The sequence below is a fragment of the Chryseobacterium herbae genome, from assembly GCF_025154075.1.
Taxonomy (GTDB): Bacteria; Bacteroidota; Bacteroidia; order Flavobacteriales; family Weeksellaceae; genus Chryseobacterium; species Chryseobacterium herbae.
Genome location: NZ_JAOAMU010000009.1, coordinates 51,359 through 75,650, shown reverse-complemented (window position 1 = coordinate 75,650; position 24,292 = coordinate 51,359). Strand labels below are relative to the sequence as shown.

Annotated in this window: 21 protein-coding genes and 1 pseudogene; 14 read left to right on the top strand and 8 right to left on the bottom strand. The window is 37.9% G+C overall.

Translation table 11 applies throughout. The annotated features are described in order from the left end of the window. The first annotated feature begins 55 nt into the window (after positions 1–55). The 7 genes from lpxD to N0B48_RS22230 all read left to right on the top strand — a co-directional run bounded on the left by lpxD (position 56) and on the right by N0B48_RS22230 (position 6,550). Positions 56–1,087, top strand: coding sequence for a UDP-3-O-(3-hydroxymyristoyl)glucosamine N-acyltransferase (gene lpxD / locus N0B48_RS22260; protein WP_259841651.1), 1,032 nt, complete (start codon positions 56–58; stop codon positions 1,085–1,087). Next, positions 1,080–2,477 carry a bifunctional UDP-3-O-[3-hydroxymyristoyl] N-acetylglucosamine deacetylase/3-hydroxyacyl-ACP dehydratase gene (locus tag N0B48_RS22255; protein WP_259841650.1) on the top strand — a complete coding sequence of 466 codons (1,398 nt, stop codon included), beginning with the start codon at positions 1,080–1,082 and terminating at the stop codon, positions 2,475–2,477. The genes lpxD and N0B48_RS22255 overlap by 8 nt, the downstream gene beginning before the upstream one ends. Continuing rightward, entirely contained in the window at positions 2,478–3,272 is a 795-nt protein-coding gene (lpxA, locus tag N0B48_RS22250) for an acyl-ACP--UDP-N-acetylglucosamine O-acyltransferase (protein WP_259841649.1), read from the top strand. A gap of 78 nt (positions 3,273–3,350) precedes the next feature. Next, on the top strand, positions 3,351–3,914 hold the full coding sequence (efp, locus tag N0B48_RS22245; RefSeq protein WP_259841648.1) for an elongation factor P: 564 nt from the start codon (positions 3,351–3,353) through the stop codon (positions 3,912–3,914). 70 nt (positions 3,915–3,984) lie between these two features. Beyond that, the gene (locus tag N0B48_RS22240; protein ID WP_259841647.1) at positions 3,985–4,887 is read left to right on the top strand and encodes a UDP-3-O-(3-hydroxymyristoyl)glucosamine N-acyltransferase; all 903 of its coding nucleotides are present in this window, start codon (positions 3,985–3,987) and stop codon (positions 4,885–4,887) included. Positions 4,888–4,978: 91 nt separating this feature from the next. Further along, entirely contained in the window at positions 4,979–5,851 is an 873-nt protein-coding gene (sucD, locus tag N0B48_RS22235; protein WP_259841646.1) for a succinate--CoA ligase subunit alpha, read from the top strand. A 21-nt stretch (positions 5,852–5,872) separates the two neighbouring features. Beyond that, on the top strand, positions 5,873–6,550 hold the full coding sequence (locus N0B48_RS22230) for a porin family protein (protein ID WP_259841645.1): 678 nt from the start codon (positions 5,873–5,875) through the stop codon (positions 6,548–6,550). A gap of 302 nt (positions 6,551–6,852) precedes the next feature. On the opposite strand, the gene N0B48_RS22225 is transcribed toward N0B48_RS22230, so the two are convergent. From N0B48_RS22225 to N0B48_RS22215, 3 genes are all read right to left on the bottom strand, one after another. Continuing rightward, positions 6,853–8,163 carry an ABC transporter permease gene (locus N0B48_RS22225; protein ID WP_259841644.1) on the bottom strand — a complete coding sequence of 437 codons (1,311 nt, stop codon included), beginning with the start codon at positions 8,161–8,163 and terminating at the stop codon, positions 6,853–6,855. Positions 8,164–8,167: 4 nt separating this feature from the next. Then, the gene (locus tag N0B48_RS22220; protein WP_259841643.1) at positions 8,168–9,079 is read right to left on the bottom strand and encodes an ABC transporter ATP-binding protein; all 912 of its coding nucleotides are present in this window, start codon (positions 9,077–9,079) and stop codon (positions 8,168–8,170) included. A gap of 105 nt (positions 9,080–9,184) precedes the next feature. After that, positions 9,185–9,535, bottom strand: a complete 351-nt coding sequence (locus tag N0B48_RS22215; RefSeq protein ID WP_259841642.1) for a T9SS type A sorting domain-containing protein — start codon at positions 9,533–9,535, stop codon at positions 9,185–9,187. Positions 9,536–9,653: 118 nt separating this feature from the next. On the opposite strand from N0B48_RS22215, the gene hemB reads away from it, so the two are divergent. Next, positions 9,654–10,643 (top strand): porphobilinogen synthase, encoded by a 990-nt coding sequence (gene hemB, locus N0B48_RS22210; RefSeq protein WP_259841641.1) that lies wholly within the window; start codon positions 9,654–9,656, stop codon positions 10,641–10,643. A gap of 98 nt (positions 10,644–10,741) precedes the next feature. On the opposite strand, the gene N0B48_RS22205 is transcribed toward hemB, so the two are convergent. Then, positions 10,742–11,470: a hypothetical protein gene (locus N0B48_RS22205; protein ID WP_259841640.1), complete on the bottom strand. Its 729-nt coding sequence runs from the start codon at positions 11,468–11,470 to the stop codon at positions 10,742–10,744. 99 nt (positions 11,471–11,569) lie between these two features. Then, positions 11,570–11,866, bottom strand: coding sequence for a TM2 domain-containing protein (locus tag N0B48_RS22200; protein WP_259841639.1), 297 nt, complete (start codon positions 11,864–11,866; stop codon positions 11,570–11,572). A 356-nt stretch (positions 11,867–12,222) separates the two neighbouring features. On the opposite strand from N0B48_RS22200, the pseudogene lptB reads away from it, so the two are divergent. Next, positions 12,223–12,948 (top strand): annotated as a pseudogene (lptB, locus tag N0B48_RS22195) (LPS export ABC transporter ATP-binding protein); the annotation flags it as partial. Between the two features lie 765 nt (positions 12,949–13,713). Here the strand turns inward: lptB and N0B48_RS22190 are convergent. Both N0B48_RS22190 and hmpA read right to left on the bottom strand, forming a co-directional pair. Then, positions 13,714–14,151, bottom strand: coding sequence for an Rrf2 family transcriptional regulator (locus N0B48_RS22190; RefSeq protein ID WP_259841637.1), 438 nt, complete (start codon positions 14,149–14,151; stop codon positions 13,714–13,716). 6 nt (positions 14,152–14,157) lie between these two features. Continuing rightward, positions 14,158–15,360 carry an NO-inducible flavohemoprotein gene (hmpA, locus tag N0B48_RS22185; protein WP_259841636.1) on the bottom strand — a complete coding sequence of 401 codons (1,203 nt, stop codon included), beginning with the start codon at positions 15,358–15,360 and terminating at the stop codon, positions 14,158–14,160. Between the two features lie 225 nt (positions 15,361–15,585). Here hmpA and N0B48_RS22180 point away from each other — a divergent pair, with 225 nt between their 5' ends. The 3 genes from N0B48_RS22180 (at position 15,586) to N0B48_RS22170 (ending at position 19,914) form a co-directional block, all read left to right on the top strand. Further along, complete coding sequence (locus N0B48_RS22180) at positions 15,586–17,313, top strand: ABC transporter ATP-binding protein (protein ID WP_259841806.1); 1,728 nt, start codon at positions 15,586–15,588, stop codon at positions 17,311–17,313. Positions 17,314–17,688: 375 nt separating this feature from the next. Beyond that, entirely contained in the window at positions 17,689–18,642 is a 954-nt protein-coding gene (locus N0B48_RS22175; protein ID WP_259841635.1) for a helix-turn-helix transcriptional regulator, read from the top strand. Positions 18,643–18,813: 171 nt separating this feature from the next. Then, positions 18,814–19,914 carry a linear amide C-N hydrolase gene (locus N0B48_RS22170; protein ID WP_259841634.1) on the top strand — a complete coding sequence of 367 codons (1,101 nt, stop codon included), beginning with the start codon at positions 18,814–18,816 and terminating at the stop codon, positions 19,912–19,914. A 228-nt stretch (positions 19,915–20,142) separates the two neighbouring features. On the opposite strand, the gene N0B48_RS22165 is transcribed toward N0B48_RS22170, so the two are convergent. Continuing rightward, positions 20,143–20,634, bottom strand: coding sequence for a DinB family protein (locus N0B48_RS22165; protein WP_259841633.1), 492 nt, complete (start codon positions 20,632–20,634; stop codon positions 20,143–20,145). Positions 20,635–20,818: 184 nt separating this feature from the next. Between N0B48_RS22165 and N0B48_RS22160 the strand changes: the two genes are divergently transcribed. Together N0B48_RS22160 and N0B48_RS22155 are read left to right on the top strand one after the other, a co-directional pair. After that, the gene (locus N0B48_RS22160) at positions 20,819–21,403 is read left to right on the top strand and encodes a hypothetical protein (RefSeq protein ID WP_259841632.1); all 585 of its coding nucleotides are present in this window, start codon (positions 20,819–20,821) and stop codon (positions 21,401–21,403) included. 331 nt (positions 21,404–21,734) lie between these two features. Then, positions 21,735–24,155: a TonB-dependent receptor plug domain-containing protein gene (locus N0B48_RS22155; RefSeq protein ID WP_259841631.1), complete on the top strand. Its 2,421-nt coding sequence runs from the start codon at positions 21,735–21,737 to the stop codon at positions 24,153–24,155. Positions 24,156–24,292 lie beyond the last annotated feature (137 nt).

Genomic DNA, 24,292 nt, shown 5'->3' with positions numbered 1-24,292 from the left:
GTTCCTAAAATCAAAAAATGTTTGCGAATTACAGAATTTCTTATCTTTGCAGAATATGGAATTTACAGCTTCGCAAATTGCAAGTTTTATTGACGGACAAATAATAGGCGACGAAAGTACGGTTATTACTGGGGTTTCACCAATTGAGAATGGTGAATCAGGGCATCTTTCTTTTATAGCACAAGATCGATTTTCGCATTTTTTAGATACCTCAAAATGCTCCGTTATTATTGTTTCGGAAAAACTTATAGACAAAAATAATTATAATCCTACCTTAATTGTTGTAAAGGATGCATATCTTTCTTTCCAGATCTTAATGAATCTGTATCAGGAAATGCAGGGAAGAAAAGAAGGAATCGAAACCGGTTCCTCTATTCATGAAACTGCTGTGATCGGTGATAAGGCTTACATCGGGGCATTTACTTATGTTTCGGAGAAAGCTAAGATCGGAGAAGGGGCGCAGATTTATCCGCATGTGTATATCGGTAAAGGAGTAAAGATCGGTAAAAACTGTAAAATTGACAGTGGTGCCAGAATCTATGACTACTGTATTATCGGGGACAACTGTGTGATTCATTCCAACACGGTTGTAGGTGGCGACGGATTCGGTTTTCAGCCTACCGCTGAAGGATTCAAAAAAATTCCTCAGCTGGGTAATGTAATCATTGAAGACGACGTAGAAATCGGTTCAAACTGTAGCATCGACAGAGCTACAATCGGTTCCACCATCATCGGAAAAGGAACGAAGATCGATAACCTGATCCAGATCGCTCATAATGTGAAGATCGGTCAGAACAACGTTATTGCAGCACAGGCTGGAATCGCAGGTTCTACAACCATCGGAGACTGGAACCAGATCGGAGGACAGGTAGGAGTGGTAGGCCATATCAAAATTGGCAACCAGGTTAAAATTCAGGCTCAGAGTGGGGTGAATTCAAGCGTTAGTGATAGAGAAACGCTGTATGGATCTCCGGCAATAAGTTATAACGACTATCTTAGAAACTATGTACATTTCAGAAATTTTACTGAAATTGTACGAAGAATAAATAATCTTGAGGATACCTCAAAAGATAAAACTAATGAGTGATATGCAAAAAACACTCCAGGAAGAAGTAACGCTTTCTGGAATTGGCCTTCATACTGGTAAAGAAGTAAAACTTACCATTAAACCTGCTAAAGAAAATACCGGTTTTGTGTTCGTAAGAACAGACCTGGAGGGACATCCTCAGGTAGAAGCTGACGTTAATTATGTAGTAGCTACAGAAAGAGGAACAACATTAGAAAAACTGGGCGTAAAAATTACTACCTGTGAGCACCTTTTGGCTGCGTTGGTAGGATGTGATGTAGATAACGCTATTCTGGAAATGGATGCTTCAGAGCCTCCAATTTTAGATGGATCTTCAAAATTCTTTGTTGAAGCTATTGAAAGTGTAGGTATCCTGGAGCAGAATATAGCCAGAGAATACCTGGTGATCAAAGAAGTTCTGAGCTATGCAGACCCTGCATCAGGATCAGAAATTACGATTATCCCTTCTGATACTTATGAAGTGACTACCATGGTAGATTTTGGAACCAAAGTATTGGGAACCCAAAATGCAACCCTTAAAAATATTTCTGAATTTAAAGACGAAATTTCTTCTGCAAGAACATTCAGCTTTTTACATGAGCTTGAAATGTTGTTGGATCACGGATTGATCAGAGGAGGAGATATCTCTAATGCGATTGTCTATGTAGATAAGGATCTCACTCCTGAAACTACAGAGAAATTGAAAAAAGCCTTCGGAAAGGACAATGTTTCTATCAGACCGAATGGTATTCTGGACAATCTTACATTAAACTATCCGAACGAAGCGGCAAGACATAAATTACTTGATGTAATTGGTGATCTGGCTTTGGCTGGTGTAAAAATAAAAGGTAAAGTCATTGCAAACAAACCTGGGCATTATGTAAATACCCAGTTTGCAAAAAAACTGAACCGTCAGTGGAAACTTCAGAAAAAGAAAAACGTGCCTGATTTTGACCTTACCAAAGAACCTGTTTTTGATATCAACGGAATTATGCGTCTTATGCCGCACAGACCTCCGTTCTTATTGATCGATAAAATTCTTGAACTTTCAGATTCTCATGTCGTGGGTTTGAAAAATGTAACCATGAACGAACCTTTCTTCGTAGGACATTTCCCTAAGGAGCCTGTGATGCCTGGAGTTCTTCAGGTAGAAGCTTTGGCCCAGACAGGAGGTATCCTTGTATTGGCAAGTGTTCCGGATCCGGAAAATTATTCTACTTATTTTATCAAAATCGATAAAGTGAAATTCAAGAAAAAAGTAGTTCCCGGTGATACTATTATTTTCAAAATTGAATTGATAGAGCCTATCCGAAGAGGTATCGTACATATGCAAGGATATGGATATGTAGGAGGTACCGTGGTTGTAGAAGCAGAGTTAATGGCTCAAGTTGCAAAAAATAAAGTTGATTAAATGATTCATCAATTAGCCGCCGTAGATAAACGCGCAAAAATCAGCAAAAATGTTATTGTAGAACCTTTTACTACAATTGCAGGGGACGTGGAAATAGGAGAAGGAACCTGGATCGGACCGAATGTTACCATCATGGATGGAGCAAGAATAGGAAAGGATTGTAAAATTTTTCCGGGAACTGTAATTTCTGCGATCCCTCAGGATCTGAAATTTGACGGTGAAGATACACAGACCATTATTGGAGATAATACGACTCTAAGAGAATGTGTCACTGTCAACAGAGGAACCAAAGCGTTAGGATTTACCAAAGTCGGCAGTAATTGCCTTATTATGGCAACTTCTCACATCGCACATGACTGTATTATCGGTGACAATGTGATCATCGCTAACGGATGTGGTATTGCAGGACACGTAGAAATAGGTGATTTTACCGTAATGGGAGGATTATCTGCAGTACAACAGTTTGGTAAGATCGGAAAACATACCATGATCTCCGGAGGATCTTTGATCAGAAAAGATATTCCGCCTTACGTAAAAGTAGCAAGAGACCCGATTTCTTATGCCGGGATCAATTCCGTAGGACTAAGAAGAAGAGGATATTCCAATGAGAAAATCTTTGAAATCCAGAAAATCTACAGAGCAATCTTCCAGATGAAGATGAACGTTTCTCAGGCTTTGGCATTTATTGAAAAAGAGATGCTTCCCACTGCTGAAAGAGATGAAATTCTTCAGTTTATCCAGAACTCTCCAAGAGGTATTGTGAAAGGATACGGAACTACCAAGGATAGCAACTAATAGCGAAAAAAAAGACGGATAATAAGTCAAATTTATTGACCGCAATAAAAACTAAAATAAAAAAGATAACATACATTAATGGCAACAAGTAACGATATAAGAAAAGGACTTTGCATCGAGTTTAGCAATGATATTTTCAAAGTAGTTGAATTTATGCACGTAAAGCCAGGGAAAGGACCTGCTTTCGTAAGAACAAAACTAAAATCGGTAACGAACGGAAAAGTTCTTGATAATACTTTTTCTGCAGGACACAAAATTGAAGAAGTAAAAGTGATCACCAGAAAGTTCCAGTATCTTTACGATGATGAGAATGGTTTCCACTTCATGAATAATGATGACTTTTCTCAATTGTACTTGGATAAAGAAATGATCGAAAATTCTCAGTTCATGAAAGCTGGTGAAGAAGTAACGATTATCTTGAAAGAAGTGGACGAAACTCCACTTTCTGCTGAACTTCCCCAGTCGGTTTATCTTGAAGTAATCGAAGCTGATCCGGGAATCAAAGGAAATACAGCAACTAACGCTCTTAAAAATGCGATCGTTGAAACCGGAGCAAGAGTAATGGTTCCATTATTCATCGAGCCAGGTGACAAAATCAAAGTAAATACGGAAGACGGTAGCTACTTAGAAAGAGTAAAATAATCATAAAATTTACATAAATTCGGTTTGCACTAGCAGTCCGAATTTTGTTTTTATAAGAAAATCTATTGTTATGAGATTCCATTCTCCGCAAAAGCTCAAAACCATTGCCGATTTAATAGGCTCCGAATTTGTTGGCCCCGAAGACTTTGAAGTATTAGGAACCAATGAAATTCATATGATAAAACCGGGTGAAATCGTTTTTGTCAACCATCCGAAATATTACGATAAAGCGCTGAATTCCGCCGCTACGATTATTTTGATCGACAAAAAGGTAGAATGTCCGGAAGGAAAAGCCCTTTTGGTTTCTGATGATCCTTTCAGAGACTTTAATAAAATCAATACTCACTTTACGAGAATATATAATTTCACCGAAGAACTTCACGATGCTGAAATAGGAGAGGGAACAAGAATCCACTCTACTGCAGTCATTGGAAACAATGTGAAGATCGGGAAAAATAGCCTTATCTTCCCTAATGTGGTGATCGGTGACAGAACCGAAATCGGTGATAATGTCATCATCCAGTCCGGAACCGTATTGGGAGGTGATGCTTTTTACTACAGAAAACTGGACGGAAATTTTGACCGCCTGATCTCTGTTGGAAATGTCATTATTGAAAACAATGTAGAGATCGGAAACAACTGCACCATCGACAGAGGGGTGACAGATTCCACGGTCATCGGGGAAGGATCTGTTTTGGATAATCAAATCCAGATCGGACATGACACCGTGATCGGGAAAAAATGCCTGATCGCTTCACAGGTGGGAATCGCAGGATGCTGTGTCATTGGAGATGAGGTGACGCTTTGGGGCCAGGTGGGCATTGCTTCTGGTAACAAAATCGAAGCAGGATCTGTCCTTCTGGGTAAAACAGGAGTGAACAGAGATCTTAAAAAAGGAACCTACATCGGGATGTTTGCAGAAGATTTTAAAGGCTATCTGAAAAAAGAAGTAAAGCTGAGAAATCTCAAATAAACTATTCTCTTGGTTTTGTATAAAATCAAAGAAAAATAAGTAAATTTGTGAGCATTAATAAAATATTTAAATAAATTAAAACATCAATAAAATGTCAATTTTAGTAAACAAAGATTCTAAAGTAATTGTACAAGGATTTACAGGGAACGAAGGTACTTTCCACGCAGGTCAGATGATTGAATACGGAACCAACGTAGTAGGAGGAGTAACTCCAGGAAAAGGAGGATCTGAGCACTTGGGAAAACCTGTATTTAATACAGTAGCTGACGCTGTTGAAAAAGCTGGAGCTAATGTAAGTATCATTTTCGTACCACCTGCATTCGCTGCTGATGCGATCATGGAAGCTGCTGAAGCAGGGATCAAAGTTATCGTATGTATTACTGAAGGTATTCCTGTAGCGGATATGGTGAAAGTAAAATCTTACATCGCTGACAGAGACTGTAGATTAATCGGTCCAAACTGTCCGGGAATCATTACTTCTGAAGAAGCTAAAATTGGTATCATGCCAGGATTCGTTTTCAAAAAAGGTAAAGTAGGTATCGTTTCAAAATCAGGTACGCTTACTTATGAAGCTGCTGACCAGGTAGTAAAAGCCGGTTTCGGTGTTTCTACAGCAATCGGTATCGGTGGTGACCCAATCATTGGAACAACAACAAGAGAAGCTCTTGAATTATTCATCAACGACCCTGAAACTGAAGCAGTAGTAATGATCGGTGAAATCGGTGGTGGTCTTGAGGCTGAAGCTGCAAGATGGTACAAAGCTAGCGGATCTACTAAGCCGGTTGTAGGATTTATCGCTGGACAAACAGCTCCTAAAGGAAGAACTATGGGACACGCTGGTGCTATCGTAGGAGGTGATGAAGATACTGCTCAGGCAAAAATGCAGATCATGAGAGAGAACGGAATCAACGTGGTAGATTCTCCTGCTGATATCGGAGTTACCGTTGCTAAAGTTCTTGGATAATAGCTATACAAAACAAAACATATGAAAAAACTTTTATTAACCTCAGCATTGACCCTTTCAACCCTGTCTTTTGCCCAGATCGACTTTAAAAGTACAAGATTTGGTGTCACGGCAGGCGGTAACTATTCCAGAGTAAGAAATGCCCATAATCCTTCTGGTGCCAGATTTGCCTTTCAGGGTGGAGCTTTGGCTCTTATCCCGATCGGGAAAGCCAACCAGTTCTACATCCAGCCGGAAATCGTGTACTACGGTGCAGGAGAAACGGGGAAAGATAAGGACGCTAAAGGAAAAGACGGTTATGATGCAGTATATGGAAACAACTACCTGAGTGTGCCCATCTATTTTAAAGGATATTTTTCTGAAGCAGCTTCAGAATTCTTTGGAATGATAGGACCAAGATTTAACTTCCTGATGAATCAGAATGTTAAGAATGCACCGGTAGGAAGACCTTATTATGACCCGGATTATGTTATTACAGACTCTACATATCCAGCAGGAGTTAGCGGAAAAGCAGCAAGCTTTAATTTCGCCCTTGGATTAGGAGTAGGTTATAGCTATAAAAGACAGCTGGAATTAGCTCTTAAATATGATCTTGGTCTTTCAGATACTTATCCTGATCTTGCCAAAGAAAAAGGAGGTAGCAACAAAGGCAAGTCTGAGCAGGTGATCAGTCTAAGCTTAAGCTATATCTTCAAATAGAATAATAAGTTATTCAGACATAAAAAATCCCGGAAATCAATTTCCGGGATTTTTGTTTTATATGACTAAAACTTGTCAGTAAATCTATATAGTGGCCTAGGAAGCTGTAGCGTTAAAAAAATTAAATCTTGATCCGTTAAAAAATTACCACTGTCTGAGTGCGGGCACAATACTGAGCTGAAAAAGCAATAGTAAATCCGCACGAGTTTTGGGAATTTTAGGAGCAAGTTTTAATTTTTAGCGGAAGATTCCAGCCTTGAACTTTTGGTTCATTTTGTTTCAAGGCAAAAGAACTTTTAAATTTATCCTCTGATCCATTTCCAGATCTCCTTCAATGTGGCCTTATTCCCATACATCAAAATCCCTACACGGTAGATCTTTCCGGCTAAGAATATCATGAAAATAGTCGTTCCCAGCAGTAAGGTAATAGACAAAGCAATCTGCCATGCCGGAACTCCGAAAGGTATTCTCGCAATCATAGCCACCGGTGAAGTAAACGGAATGATGGACAGCCAGAATCCCAAAGGACCGTCAGGATTGTTCATCAGGGAAAAACTCCCGTACATCCCTAAAGTAAGCGGTAAAATTGCAAATAAGGTGAATTGCTGCGTCTCTGTTTCATTATCCACTGCAGACCCGATAGCTGCATAGATTGAGCTGTAGAAAATATACCCCAAAAGGAAGAATACAATGAATACAAAAATGATCAGCGGGAAATTCAGTTCTAAAAGACTGTGCGAAATCTGTGTTGCAATCTTTGCAATGTCCAGCTTGCTTGCCAGTGCTTCATTACCTCCGGGAATATTTTTCTGGAAAGAAGCAAATCCGGTATTCAGTACCAAAGCACCAACTACAGACATTGAGATCCAGATCAAAAACTGAGTCAGAGCTACCAGAGTTACCCCTAATATTTTCCCCATCATCAGTTCAAAAGGTTTAACGGATGAAATAATAATCTCCACTACACGGTTGTTTTTCTCTTCAAGAACACTTCTCATTACCCTTACTCCGTAAATGATGATGAACATAAACGTCACATACATCAGAAGGATGCTCAGGCCGCTCTTTACGCCGAAAGCCAGGTCGGAGTCTTCCTTATTGTTATCGGAAACATTAATCGTTTTTAGAGTAAAGCTTTTATCAAGGCTGTTCAGTTGGGATTCTTCAATACCAAGCTGTTTGATCTTTTCCTTTTTGATGACATCTGTGATATCCGAAACGATTTTCTGTTTTGTATCAAAGCCCATCTTGGCATTGACAATAAGTCTTGTGCTGTTTTCAAGGCTGGTGTAATCTTGACCTTTAAGTTCGGGAAGGATCAGAATACCATCCAGAGATTCATTGTCTTTAAGATTATTGATTTTTGCTTTCTCGTCTGCTGCGGAAACAAATACATAATTCAGTTTGTCATTCGATTTCAGCTGATCTTTAAAAAGTCCGCTTTTATCCACAACTTCAATGATGCTGTGAGATTCATTGGCTTTAAACATCAGTCCGATTACCGCTCCAAAACCAACCAGTAAAAGAGGAGCCAGCAGCGTTAATATAATGAAGGATTTTTTCTTAACCTGCGTAAGAAATTCCCTTTTTGTAATTAAATAAATATTGTTCATAAAATTAAGAATGGTTACTTACAGCATTAATAAACACTTCATTCATGCTCGGAATTCTTTCGTCGAATGATCTTACTTTTCCTATGTTCACAAGATCCAGAAGGATATCGTTCTGCCCGCTTTCATTTTTCAGATCAAAAGAAATAAGGTTATTTTCATTGGTGAAATTAAAAATCTCATGGTTGCCTTTGAAACTGTTAAACTGAGTTTCATCCACCTCAGAAAGAGTAACTCCGAAAATATTCTTCTTAAATTTTTCTCTTACGTCAAAAACTCTCCCGTCAATAATCTTTTTGGAATTGTTGATCAGTGCAACATAATCACACATTTCCTCGACACTTTCCATTCTGTGGGTAGAAAGGATAATCGTAGTTCCGTTATTTTTAAGATCGATGATCTGGTCTTTAATTAAATTGGCGTTTACCGGGTCAAAACCTGAAAAAGGTTCATCAAGGATCAGCAGGTGCGGACGGTGAAGAACAGTTACCACGAACTGGATCTTCTGTGCCATCCCCTTTGAAAGCTCAGACAGTTTCTTTTTCCACCATTGATCGATGTTCAGTTTCTCAAACCATTTTTTGGCTTCATTCAAAGCATCATTTTTAGTCATTCCTTTCAGTTCCCCGAAATAAAGGATCTGATCGCCCACGCTCATATTTTTGTACAAGCCTCTTTCTTCAGGCATATAGCCGATATCTCTGATGTGCGTTGGATTAAGCTTATTACCGTTGATGAATACGTCTCCGGAATCTGCCTGGGTAATCTGGTTGATGATACGGATAAAAGAAGTTTTTCCGGCTCCGTTCGGGCCTAAAAGACCGTAAATACTGCCCTGGGGTACATGGATGCTGAAATCATCCAATGCTACTTTCTTCCCGGCACTATAGGTCTTTCTGATATGTTCAGCTTTAAGCATTCAATTGTTTTTATAATGAGTATAAAAAAGTCCCTAAATTTACGGAAATATTAGGGGAGAATGGATGTAAAAGAAAAAATCCTGATGATTATCAGGATTTAATTTTTATTGTTTTACGATTTGAGTAACCTTTTGTGTATTATCGCTTAAAATATAGCGAATCAAGTATTTTCCGGGTTTTAATTTTTCAATATTGATCTCTCCCGAATTCATGTTGACAGAATAATTGGCTACCTGCGTCCCCAAAATTGAATAGAAAGTAACACTTTTGATCTTTAAAGCAGAATCTTTTGCTTTGATCAGAAGGAAATCTTTCGCAGGATTTGGGTAAGCTACCAATACACCGTCATCAGACTTCTGTGTAGGGGAACCCGGCTCTCTCAGCTGTGCTTGCATATTGTTGGAAAACCCAACGAAAGCGCCTATAAATATAAATAAAAGTAAAAGTTTTTTCATCAAATTATAATTTCTCGAATGTATTGAAACAAAAATAAACAATTCTACAATTCTATACAATAGTTTTTTATATAAGTTGTAGTAAATTTGTAGAAACTTATTCAAAAAGTATTCCAAAATGATACATTCAAGAAATAGAAGACTTAGAGTTAATGAATCTATCAGAAGTTTAGTAAGAGAAAACATCCTTACGACTGATGATTTTGTAATGCCTATCTTCGTAATGGAGGGCGAAAACAAGCAGGAAGCAATCCCGTCGATGCCGGGAATTTTCAGGAGGAGCATAGATTTAACCGTAAAGGAATGTAAGGAATTATTTTCTTTGGGAGTAAAATCTGTCAATCTGTACATGAAGGTGTCAGAACATCTTAAAGACAATACCGGAAAAGAAGCATGGAACAAAGACGGACTGATGCAGCAGACAATCAAAGCGATCAAAGATGCTGTTCCGGGAATGATCATAATGCCGGATGTAGCTTTGGATCCTTATTCGATCTACGGACACGACGGAATTATTGAAAATGGAAAAATCGTGAATGATGCGACTAATGATGCACTGGCAAGAATGTCTGTATCACACGCTGAAGCAGGAGCTGACATTGTGGCACCAAGCGATATGATGGACGGAAGAGTTCTCGCGATTCGTGAAGCGTTGGAGGAAAGCGGATTTACCGATGTAGGCATTCTGAGCTACTCCGCAAAATATGCAAGTTCTTTCTACGGACCTTTCAGAAGTGCTCTGGACAGCGCACCGAAAGACAATATGGAAATTCCAAAAGATAAAAAGACCTATCAGATGGATTATCATAATTCCCGCGAAGCTTTGAACGAAGTATTTAAAGATATTGATGAAGGCGCGGATATCATCATGATCAAACCGGGACTTCCTTATCTGGACATCGTTTCTAAAGTACGTGAAGCCATTGATCTTCCGATAGCAGTTTACAACGTAAGCGGAGAATATGCGATGGTAAAAGCGGCAGCACAGAACGGATGGCTGGATAATGATAAAACGATCATTGAAAGTCTTACGTGTTTCAAGAGAGCCGGAGCGGATCTGATTTTTACCTATTTTGCTAAAGAAGCAGCGATGATTTTAAATAAATAATAATCAATCATGATAAAGGAAAAACACCTCATTCTTATTTGAGGTGTTTTTTGTTTTTACAAAATATGTTTTTTAATAATAAGGATAATAAAAATTGATCACATGATGTTAAAATCTTTCCCTTTCGTAAATTTAGCCGCGAATGGAGCCTGATTTCCTGAATATTTTAAAACAAAATGTTTCTTCGTATCGGTATCTATTTTGGCATCCACTTCCACATCTGTCGTTTGGAAGCTGACATCCAGTCCCACACCTGATTCTTTTTCAAGAAAAATTTCTACACTTTCCGCATAAAACAGGGAAGTACTCAGATAATTGAACTTAATATTCTTTCGGTACGTTTTGGATTTGTCCTGGGTAAACTGGGAGTAGTTTTTCAGAATTTCAATTCCGGGAGAATCGATATTGGTCACCCTTGATTTGGTCACTCCGTTGACACGCACTGAAAAGCTGGTCGCATTTTTTATATTTCCATTCACTCCGATATTGAAAAGCGAAGGCAGCGAGAGACCATATTCGACCATGCTGTCTTTCGTGAATTCAAAATCCGGGATCAGAGCAGGATGTTTCGGTGTATTGATCAGCTGTTCTTTTACCGTACTAAGAACATCCCCTGAAAAAAGAAACCCGATAAGGTTGTTTTCCGTCGTTCTCCAGTTTCTTCCGTTCCATTCAAAGATTTCGCACAGCAAAGTGTCTGCCGATGAGTGGGGAAGAAGGTCCATATCCTGCCATTTGAAAACTTCCTTGGCGTAAGGCCTTCTGTTTACAATATTGACACCCAGGTCCAGCGCAAGCAGATCTGTCAGGTCTTGATTATTTTCCATAGTAAATTAATTCTTGATTTGGTGGTATAAAAATAAGGAAATAAAACAAAAATGAATCATCTCATCGTCAAATCACCACATCATCAAATCGTCAAATCATTAAAGCCATCCTTTCTTCCCATGAACATAAGTATCATCAAACTGTTTATCGCTCATGAACAGGTATAAGATCCCCTCAATAAAAGGAATGATGGAAGCTGCCCCTAAAGTGACAATATTCAGAACAAGCTGAATCACGCCTTCTTTGGTATAGCCCAGATAAAATTTATTTAAAGCCAGCCAGCCTACAAGAATCCCTAAGATCGCTGCAGGAATTTTCTTTTCCGAGCGGTAAGGAACATTACTTTGCTGCTGGTTTTGTGTGCCGTCTGTTTTGGTATAACCGTAATTTTCCATTGTTAATTTTTTTGGTGATGAATAAAATAATTTCCCAATACGTCGAAGAAAAATCGAGAGAGTTACATTTGTTTAAACTTTTAATTGGTCTATTGAACGGTCTACAATTTTATCGAAGATAAAATCCTCGCGCCTTAAAGCATTCGAATTAGAAAAAAAACTTGCGTCCCTTTGCGCTTTTCCAACAAAAATTTTAAATAAGTGAGCTAAATACTTTAGTTTTTTAAGGTGCTCAACATTTTACTCCATTAGATTTGACCCGAATGATCAATGAAATTAAAACCAATCCATCAAAAAACCGGGGATACGGTCTATAATCTAAAATTTGAATTCAAAAAAACTTTATCTTTGCTCCTATGATTTTACGAGGAGAAAACTTAATCAAAGAATACGGTCCTAAAAAAGTAGTAAAAGGCGTTTCTGTACAGGTTCAACAGGGAGAAATTGTTGGTTTGCTTGGTCCTAACGGAGCAGGAAAGACCACTTCGTTTTATATGATTGTAGGATTGGTTAAGCCTACTTCAGGAAAAATCTTCCTCGATAAACAGGAAATCACTACGGATGCGATGTACCGCCGGGCTCAGAAAGGAATCGGTTATCTGGCGCAGGAAGCTTCGATTTTCAGAAAGCTGTCTGTAGAAGAAAACATCATGGGTGTTTTACAGTTGACCAAGCTTTCAAGACGTGAGCAGCAGATCAAATGTGATGAACTTATTGAAGAATTTTCATTGCAGCATGTTCGTAAAAACCGAGGGGATCTTCTTTCCGGTGGAGAAAGACGTAGAACCGAAATTGCACGATGTCTTGCTACCAGCCCGAACTTTATCCTTCTCGATGAGCCTTTCGCAGGAGTAGACCCGATTGCGGTAGAAGATATCCAGAAGATTGTAAGAAGTTTGGTAGACAAAAACATTGGGATCCTGATCACCGACCACAACGTACAACAAACTTTAGCGATTACCAATAAAACATACATCATGTTTGAAGGAAAGATCCTGAAAGAAGGACTTCCGGAAGATCTTGCCAATGATCCGCAGGTAAGAGAGGCTTATCTGGGTGAAAACTTTGTGTATCAGAGTATTTTAGACAAACCGAAAAAGAAGAAATATATCTATAACATCTGGGCAGGCAATTTTGATTCAAAATCACAGCTTCAGGGATTTGTAGATGAAAACTTCGGGCAGTTTGATGATCTGAGACTGATGTACGGTTTTGAGGACGCCAGTTTTGCATCACTTGCCAATTCTGAAATTGAGCATATCTTCAATGAAGTGGTAGATAAAAATGCGAATAATTCTTTCGTGTTTCAAAGAAAAGAACTGACCTCTCAGTACACACTTGAGCAGGCAGAAGCAGAATCTAAAGCAGCCAGCAGACCGGAACTGCATTACCTTACAACCTATTTCTACGAAGGATAATTCGGGTTTGAGAGTCGGAGAGTTTTATGGTGCGGGATTCGAGTTTGAGAGTAAGAGGGTTTGAGAGTCGGAGAGTTTTAGGGTTTGAGAGTTTTAGGGTTTGAGAGTTTCGGAATTCTAGTTTCGAGGTGCGAGATTCGGGTTTGTGAGTTTGAGAGTAAGGGCGTTTGAGAGTCGGAGAGTTTTAGGGTTTGAGAGTTTCGGAATTCTAGTTTCGAGGTGCGAGATTCGGGTTTGAGTGCCGTTGAATAAACGACAAATATCTGGTAGCTGAGGCCCTCGAAGCTACCAGTAGTAATATCTGACACCTAAAGTGTAGGCCCTTGTTTCTCAAAGCCAGCATTCACATTTCACTTGCGTAGCAAATTGACCATTGACATCTCTTAACCTAATGTCTCACGTCTGATGTCTGAAATCTGATATCTAAAATCAAACATTTTGACGGCCCGCAAAGATACTTTCCCAGTTATTAAAAACAATATCAGACAGTCTGTGCTGGTTCATACTGTCTATAAACGCCTGATAAGCGGTATCCAGAAAGAATTTCAGTTGACAGCTGAAAGGCATAAAAACACACGGTTTGGAGTGGCAGTTGATGACAGGAGAATCATCCTGTTCCAATAGATGAATTAAGGTGCCGAGTCCTGTATTGAGGGCTTTTTCAGATATTACAATGCCTCCATTTTTCCCTCTTTTCGTAATAACCAGTTCCTCTTTAGATAAAAACTGAACCACCTTAATGAGGTGATTACGCAATATATCCAACTCCCCGGACAGCTCATCCAAAGAAGATGAAGCGGTTTTGTCCTTTTTGTTTAGATAGATTAAGACACGCAGGCTGTAATCGGTAAAGTGGTTCAGTTTCATTGATAATTAATTAAAATGAAGTAATTGAGGTCCAAACTCTTCAAATAAAATATTTTCTTGTGCAATTCCAAGTTTGATGAGGGAATTATACTGTACTTTGATAAAGACTTCCGGACCACAAATATAATACTTTGCATCATCAATCAGTACCTCGTCTTTGAGTTCCGCTAAATCAATTCTTCCTTCTTTTATAGCATTATTTTCATTTTTTGAAACCGTTTCATAAAAAATATGGGTAGTTAACCACTCGCTGTCCTGATTCAGAAGATCAATCTGATCCTTGAAGGCGTGAGCTTTTTCATTCCGGCAGCTGTGAAGCCATACCGTTGTATTTTCCTGAAGCTTGTTTTTATTGGTTTCAAGCATGCTCAGAAGGGGAGTTACGCCGATACCACCACTGATTAATACCAATGGCTGATTACCATCAACACCTGCATGGAATACTCCTGAAGGAGCACTTACCCATATTTCATCACCTGTATTTTTCTGATGCAGTACATTGGAAACTGCACCTTCCGGAGCGTTTGGGTTAACCTCTTTTTTTACAGATATTCTGTAGTATTTCGGGTTAAAAGCGGATGAAAGACTGTACTGTCTGACCTGTTCATGACCCAGCCCGGGGATGAATAATTTCACAGAAAGATACTGTCCGGGAAGATAATCTGCGATGGAGCCCTGATCTTTTGGTTTTAAATAGAAAGATTTAACCTCACTGCTTTCCTCAACGATTTCCTCAATCACAAAGGTTCTCCAGCCTTTCCAACCTCCTTCTTTTTTAAGAGTAGACCGATAAAGGTCATCTTCAATAGAAATCATAATCTGGGCAAGTTCGTTATAAGCCTGTGTCCAAGCTTCTATCAATTCATCGGTGGCGGCTTCTCCCAGAACTTCTTTAATGGAAGAAATTAAATGATGTCCAACGATATCGTACTGATCCGGGCTGATATTAAGACTTACATGTTTATTGCCGATAGGCTTTAAAACATTAATAAGAACCTCCGGATTTTCAATGTGTTCTGCATAGGCTAGGACGGCACCAGCCAAAGCGTGCTGCTGTTTTCCACTGGCCTGATGACTCATGTTGAAAATGTTTTTCAGCTCAGGATGATGCTTAAACATTCTTGCATAAAAGTGTTTGGTAAGATCTGTACCATTCGTTTTTAAAACAGGCACCGTCGATGTGACTAATTTTTTTTGGTTTGAATTCATCTCGTTTTGTTTAATAATGAGACAAAACTACAAAAAGATTTTTAATTGTTGTATTTTAAATACAACAATATGATTTTAAACATTTATTTGAAAAAGGCTGCCATTTCTCCCAAAAAATGCATAAATTTTGATTAACGAATTCTCATGGCAAAACCTTTTAACAGAACAGTCACTTTATTTGGAGTCTATAAACAGCTGGTTCCATTTATCAGACCTTACCGTTTAATGATTTACGGGACGCTGTTTCTTACTTTTTTAGGCGCCCTTGCTGCGCAGGTTAACCCCCTTGTATTAAAATATACGGTGGATGAGGTGACTACGCTTACTCATCTTCCGCATCCGATGTCAGAAGGGATTCATATCCTGGTGGTGATCTCGATTATTTTACTCGGGAAAGAATTGCTCAATATTTTTATCAATTTCGGACAGAAGTTTTATGGAGAAAAAATAAGGATCAACGTAAGTTCTGTCCTGGCCCAATCTGCTATCGACAAGATCCTATCGTACAGAGTAGCTTATTTCAATGATGAGAACCATGAGTCGGGAAAGCTGCAAATCAGAATAGACCGTGGTATTGAAAGCCTGACCAAGTTGGTACAAAACTTCTTTATCGATATACTACCTCTTTTTTCCAATGCTATCATTGCCCTGATCATCATGTATATGCAGAATGTATATGTCGGAATGGTCTCCACGATTATTGTTCCGATTTATTTTTATATAAGTTCGCTACAGGCAAAAAAACTTGGTGGAGTACGCCGTCAGCTCAGAAATCAAAGGGAGAGAAAAACTTCCGGACTATTGAACCTGATCAATTCTATTATGGTGATCAAGAGTTTTGTCCGTGAAAAATTTGAAGGTAAAAAACAGTATGACCTGCAGATGGAGTTGATGGAAAGTCAGATGTTCACGAGAAAAACCAACTTTATTTATGATGGTTTAAAAACATTCATCGAGCAGTTTGGAGTGGTTTTAATCATTCTTTTAACGGTGTATTTGGTACTGGACCAGCAGATGACTATCGGGGCAATCATGCTTCACATTATGCTGTTCAATAATATTTCAGCGCCTATTCGCCAACTTCACAGAATTTATGATGATATGAATGATGCCATGATCTATGCAGAAGGCTATTTTGAGATCCTGAATGCTGATGATGAAAAAGAACAGAACGGAAACTATGTAGAAAAGCAGATCAAAGGAAATTTCGAATTAAAAAACGTAGACTTCAGTTATCCGAACGGAACAAAAGCCTTACACGATGTTTCCATGAAGATTGAAAACGGAAAAACGACAGCATTGGTCGGACTGAGCGGAGCTGGAAAATCAACGGTGATCAATCTGCTTTGTAAATTCTATCTTCCAAATTCCGGAGACATTCTGTTGGATGGAGTCAATTTAAATGAATTTAATAATACTTTTCTGAGAAACGATCTCGGTTTGGTACTACAGAGAAACCATATTTTCCAGGGAAGCATTGAAGACAATATCCGCTACGGCGATATGAATGCCAGTTTTGAAGAAATTCAGGAAGCTTCAAGAAAAGCTTATCTGCACGATCAGATTCTGGATCTTCCGGATGGTTATCAACACGATGCGACTCAACTTTCGGGAGGACAGCAGCAGAGAATTGCCATTGCCAGATTATTCTTGAAAAATCCACCGATTATTTTCCTTGATGAACCAACCGCCAGTCTGGACGCCATTGCTACTGAGCAGATCAAAAATTCACTGGATGCCATTAAAGAAGGCCGTACTGTGGTTATTATTTCCCACTCGCTGTCACAGATTCTGGATTCGGATACGATTTACGTGATGAAAAAAGGAAGGGTAGTGGAAAGCGGAACTCATGATGATCTGGTTCAGCTTAATGGAACTTACCGTGAAATTTTTGATGCTTCTGCCAGAAGTTTAAATCTGGATAAACTGGTGAATTCTTTTAAGGATAATTGATTTACTTTTTGGTAAGGTTTTAAACGCTAGGGCGCAAGGCGTGATTAAAAATGAGAATATTTTAAGGCGTAAGAAAATCAGAGATTTTCAGCTATAGGGTGATGATTAGATTGCTTCGTCGCTGTACTCCTCGCAATGACAGCTGTATTCAATTTTATCGGAGATAAAATCATTGCGCCTTAAAGCATTCGAATTTGTTAAAAAAATTGCGTCCTTGCGTGACTCCAACTTCAAGTCTTATCTATTTAAACGACTTTTCTCACAATCAGTCTGTTTTATTCCAACCAAATACTATTTATAAAAGATAAATATCATAAAAGCAGGCTAATTTATATTTTCCAGACGAAAAAAGATTGATAGATTTGCTGTATCAATATGAACGATCACTATCTTAAAAAACTGGACAGAGTAACGGCTATTCTCACTCAATTGCAGTCGAAACCTACGGTAAGGGCACAGGACCTTGCTGCTAAATTTGATGTCAGTATCCGGACGATTTACCGTGATGTGAAAACGCTTGAGAATGCAGGAATTCCCATTATTGGAGAGGCCGGGAACGGATATTCCCTGATGGACGGCTATAAACTTCCGCCTATTATGTTCACGAAAGAAGAAGTGCTGAGCTTTATCACCGCTGAAAAACTGATGCAGAAATTTTCCCACCAAAGTCTTGGAGATCATTACCAGACCGCGATGGAAAAAGTTCGGTCGGTACTTCGGCATTCAGATAAAAACCTGATCCGGAATATTGAAAAACAGATTGATGTTTTTAATCATCATACCCAGCCCGGCAGTGAACTGAAAAATGTGATCCCAACGATTCTGGAAAGTATTGCAGATAAAACACAGTTGATCATTGAGTATAAAACCGTGGATTCAAGGGTAACCAACAGAACAGTGGAAGCGGTTGGTGTTTTCTTTGAATTCAATTACTGGTACATTATGGCATTCTGTACGTTGAGAAAAGATTTCAGACAGTTTCGGGTTGACAGGATCTTACAGATTTTCAAAACTCAAAATCCTTTTTCACAGGAATATGGGCAGATCAATGATTACAGAAGGTATTCCAATGGGGAGAAAACAAGAGTAAGACTTTTAGTGGAGAAAAAAATAATCGGGCATATCGTTAATTCAAAAAGATATTACGGATTTATTGAAGAAACAGAAACCGAAAATGGTGTTGAAATGACCTTTGATACGGAATGGATTGATGAAGGTTTTCCACGTTGGCTCATCACTTTTGCGGATTATGCGACAGTTTTGGAACCGGAATCTTTGAAAATAAAGCTCAGACATTTAACGGAAAGTATTTCAAAAAACCTAGAATAATAGGAGGGATGATCGAAGTTACTATTGGTCTTGCAATTTTTGGGCATCATAAAATTTAATGAAATAATTTTTAAACGAATAATAATAAAAAACGTTCTGTAGCTGTTTTTTGATTTCAATAGCTTCCATCTTCCAGCCTCAGATTTCCTTACTTTTAATAAATATAAAATTATGAAAACTATATTCTTACGCGGTTTTGTGCTGGCTGCACTCATATATTCCGGTATTCTTTCTGCCTGCTCGGTGTTTTTGCTGAAAGGGAAGGACCATTGTGTAGTAGGTTTTAACGAAAACTGGAAAACCATGCCCGGAATGATCGTGGTGAACAAGCGTGATATTCAGAAAAGAAATATCAGCTGGGAAAACCTTACAACTGATGATTCAAAATCCGCAAAAGAGTGGACTTCCAGATATGGATCGGTGACTTTCAATCTTCTCGGATACGACTTTCCATGTTATGGAGTGAATGAGAAAGGACTTTTTCTGGTTGAATTATACCTTGAAGAAACGACAAAAGTAACCAATCCAAAACAGGCCAATATGTTCTGGGCCCAATGGATTCAATACCAGCTGGATAATTATCAATCGGTGCAGGACGTGGTAGATCATCTGAATGACGGACCCAATATAGACTGGTGGCCCAATGCTGCGGGAAGTCATTTCTTCCTGAGTGATGCCAAAGGAAATACCGCCACCATCGCTTTGCTCAATGGAAAGTATAAAGTATTGACAGATAAAGACATGCCGATGCCGCTTTTGTGCAACAATCAGTATAAAAAAGATTTCGAGAATGCTAAAAAGTTTGATTTTCTAGGCGGACAGGAAAAGTTTGATTTTGCAAAAGACGGAAAATGGGAAGACCGCTACAACAGAGCTTATTATATGCTTAACAACTATAAGTATGACAAAAAACCGGTAGATTATGCATGGAATATTCTGAACTCAATTTATGCAGGAGAATGGCAGACCGTGATCGACGTGAAAAGTATGAATCTGTATTTCCGTTCGGATCTGAAAAAAGAAATTAAAACCATTGATATTCGTAAGCTGGATTTCTCGAAAAATGCTGAGGTTAAGTTTTTAGATATCCACACGGAAAGCCTGGGGAAAGTGAATGATCAGTTTCAGGTGCTGACACTGAATAAGAATAATGAATATGTAGAGAAAGGATTTCCCATAGGATATGATAACAAGGAATTCGGGACTTCACCAACCTTTGTCAAACTCAAGGAAAACATCATAAGATTTTTTAAAAATATTTTATCTGAATAAAAATAAACCGCGGCTTCACGAAAGTGAAGCCGCGGTTTTAGAAATTTATATAATTTGAATAAAAGAAACTTTTACTTTAACTAAAAGACAAAAATCAGAAACCACAAAATCTATGTGTCTATATTTAATGAATGGATAATCTGATTGATGGGTTGGGCGATTCTGCCGTTTCATCTTTCTGTCTGAATTGAATCATCAATTTTAGTTTAAGCAAAGGCATTAATGATCCTAGAATCTCTCCCAAAAAAAAGGGGGCTCAATTCCTAAAGCTCTCAGATACGTGTATCCCTGACCTCTGTGGTGTATTTCATTGTCTACGAAGTAAAGAATGTTCTGGAACACCGGAAATTCGTATTGTCCGAATAAATTAAAAGTTTCCTGAAGACGCTCTTCCGTAATCTGGCTAAAATATTCATTGATCACTCCGGTCTCTTCATCCCATTTGTTTAAAAGTTCTTCTTTTGTTTTTGGGTTGAATCCTTCTTCATTGTAAGCTTCCATATTTTTGTTAATGATTCCCTTTAAAGCAGGTCCTCCGATGCTGATCAATTCTACTGCCAGTTTAGCGAAAGGTCTCATACCACCTACAGAAAATTCGAATAATTCTTTTTCCGGGAAAGATTCAATGACTCTTCTTGTCAGATTTCTGTGTCCTTGCCAGTGCTCTAATAATTGGTCGGAAGTCATAAACTGTTTTGTGGCTGTTGCTGTAGTTGTCATAATTGTATTGTTTTAGTTTGTTATTGTTGATACAAAGGTAAGATAGGGTTATGACAACAGTTTGTCAGTAGGATTTTTGAATGTAAAAAAATATTTTATTTCTTTACTAAAATATATGGGTATGTTTTACCGTTTAGATGTAAATTGCATGAATAAATAAATGCCACGTTATTAAAATCTCGAAATGAAGAAGTATATTTTGCCTGTTGTTTCTCTTTTTTTATTCCTCTCATGTAATAAAATTGAAGAGAAAATAGACGAGACTGTTCAGAAAACCACTGAAACTGTGCAACAGAAAGCCCAGCAGGCGGTAGAAGAGACTGTCAAGAAGACCGTAAGTGAATCCCTTAATTCTTTAACCAATTCCCAGGATGTAAAATTTAATCAGGTATTTCCTGATGGAGGAAAGTCTGTGGTTTCAGAAGAAACCGGAAAGAAATTTAAATTCCCAAACGGTTCCGAAGGTTATATCTTTAAATATAAATCAGACATCGCAGTATTGCTTCCTTTCCTTGAAAAGCAGCCTACTTCCGACGAAAATAAATCAGAAAAGACAGCCCGTAAAATAGACGGACAAAGCATCATCGATAAAATAAGTTTTGTCTCGAAATTTCTTCCCGAAAATACTTTAGATACCAGTTTTCTTGAAGATATCAAAACAGATAAAAATATAGAATATTACAAACTGAAAAGGTTCCCAAACAACAGTACAATAATCTATAACCCAAAAACCCAGACCATCATACAATATGTAGAGGTAAATAAATAATTTGTGAGTGGCCGGATTTATCCGGCCATTTTTTATACACAGTCATTGAGAACCATTCGTGAAGCAGTTCTGTTGAAAAATACGTTTTAGAACGGATGAAATCATTTTATTCTACTGTCTGCTATTCACTTTGTCAGACAAAATAGGACGTTATTACTATTTCTTTTCAGATTATTAATAAGCCACTTCATGTTTTATAAATCAAGTCTTATTTTTTATAGAATAATAATAATATTCATTGCATAAGATGGGAAAGGGATTTTTATTATATTTTTATTTATTGTGTTTAATATTTATATTTTTACTAGATTTATTGAATTATTAACAACATATGAAAAGAAAATCATTCAATAAAAAAATCTATGTATTAGTATTGAGCGGAGCGGGTACTATGGTATATGCTCAGGAAACTGTAAAAGAAAACAATATAGATGAAGTGGTGGTTACTACAGGTAGAACTAAGCCTAGAACCATCATTACATCAGCAATTCCTATTGATAATATTTCGGCAGCGCAGCTAAAATCCACAGGACAAATTACTTTTGATAAAGCTTTGACGTACTCGGTACCATCTTTTAATTCATCACAACAAACCGTTTCTGATGCAACGGCTCATTTTGATCCGGCAGATTTAAGGGGATTAGGGCCTTCCAGAACATTAGTTTTGGTTAATGGTAAAAGAAAAAATCAAAGTGCTTTAATTTATGTAAATGATACGCCGGGAAAAGGTGAGGTAGGTACGGATCTGAAGAGTATTCCATCTGCTGCCTTACAGAATGTAGAGGTTTTAAGAGATGGTGCATCTGCACAATATGGCTCTGATGCTATTGCAGGAGTGATCAATATTATTCTTAAGAACAGCGTTGGAAAAAGTACAGTCAATCTTTTTTCAGGTATTACTTCAAAAGGAGACGGCTTTAATATCGGAGCAGATTTTAATACAGGAATCAGAGTTGCAAAAAATGGAAGTTTGAACCTTACATTGGGATATTCTTCCCAAAATAAAACCAACCGTGCTGGTTCTGTTACAAAAGATGAACTTTTTGGTGTTGATAATGCCTGGACGCAGGCTAATCCTGGTTTAGGAATGATTATAGGACAACCGGAGACAAAAGTTGCTAATATGTTTGTAAATTTTGAATTGCCAACAGGTGAAGCAGGCAAGTTTTATGCTTTTGGTGGTACAACTTACAGGAATGGGACTAGTTATGGTTTGTATAGAACACCGTATTGGGTAAGTTCAGATTTTGGTTTATTAACTCCAAAAGGACAACCTTACAATGGATTTCAACCGGAATTTAAAACAGATGTTTATGATTATAATTTAACCTCCGGGTGGAAGGGTATGTTTGGAAAATGGAGTTTTGATGGTAGTGCTGCCTTTGGCTCTAATGCGGTAGATTATGTTGTAGGAAACACTATTAATACATCTTTGGGTGGAAATTCACCAACCCGTTTTAAAGCGGGTGGTCATCAGTTTAGTAATATTATAGGAAACATAGATGTCAATCGAAATTTTGGTGTGTTTGTTTTAGGGGCTGGCGTTGAAGTACGTAATGAGAATTATCAGGCAAAGGCAGGAGAAGAGGCATCTTATATAGGAAGTGGTGCAGAATCATTTCCAGGACTGCAGCCTCAAAATGAAATCAATAAAAATCGTCAGAATATTGGAGCTTATATTAATTCTGAATGGGATGTTACGAAAAACTTGTTACTTGGAGGAACTGTGAGGTATGAAAACTTTAGTGATTTTGGAAATAATGTTTCCTGGAAAGGAAATGCAAGATATAAATTGCTAGATGATAAATTAGTTTTCCGCGGGTCTGTTTCTACAGGATTTCGGGCACCTTCATTACATCAAATTTATTATTCCAATGTTCAAACCAAAATTACAGGGAATACTGTAGCTAATCAGGGTACTTTTAACAATGACTCTCAAATTGTAAGATCTGATCTTGGGGTACAAAAATTAAATGCTGAAAAAGCCTTTAACATTACCGGGGGATTTGCCATAAAACCTTTTAAGAACCTGACGATTACAGCAGACTATTATAGAATAAAAATTAAGGACCGGGTGCTTTTCTCAGGAGATATTGGTTACAAGACTGGTGCTCCGGGTAGTCCGGATATTACAAACCCTGTGGAAGTAATATTAGACAATAATAAAATTACCTCTCTGAAGTTTTTCACGAATGCCGTAAATACAGTTACTGAAGGGGTAGATTTCGTAGCTAATTATTATACTTCCGCTATTGGCAAAGGAAGATTGGGAGTTATTGCTGCTTTCAATTATAACAAAACTAAAATAGTAGATAATATTGCCGTTCCGCCTATTTTGGCTGAAAATGGTTACTCAGAAAACTTTTTTGATAGAAAAGAACAATCCAGAATTACCTCTGCAAGGCCAAAAACAAAAACTATTCTTAGTCTTTCGTATGACATTTCAAAGTTTAACTTTAATCTTAATAATACTTATTTTGGTTCTGTTACGTGGCAACATGCAACTGATCCTATCAAAGATCAGACATTTTCCGGTAAGGTAATTACGGACATCGTTTTAACATATAAAATCACCAAAGATCTTAAAGTTTCCGGAGTCGTAAATAATTTATTTAATATTTATCCGGATGTAATAGACAGTAAAGGAGATGTAGTAACAGATCTTGGAGGAAGGTTCAAATATCCTTGGGAGGTAAACCAGTTCGGATTTAACGGAACAACTTTCCAGCTAAATGTTAATTATACTTTTTAATCTATAAATAAAAAAATTAGCAGTGCTTTATCATGCTTACCAAAGGGAAAGTAATCCAAAAGATATAAAAAACCGTCTACGTAAATATTCACTGACATTAATTTCTAATGTCAGTTTTATTTTTTCAGATCGAATAG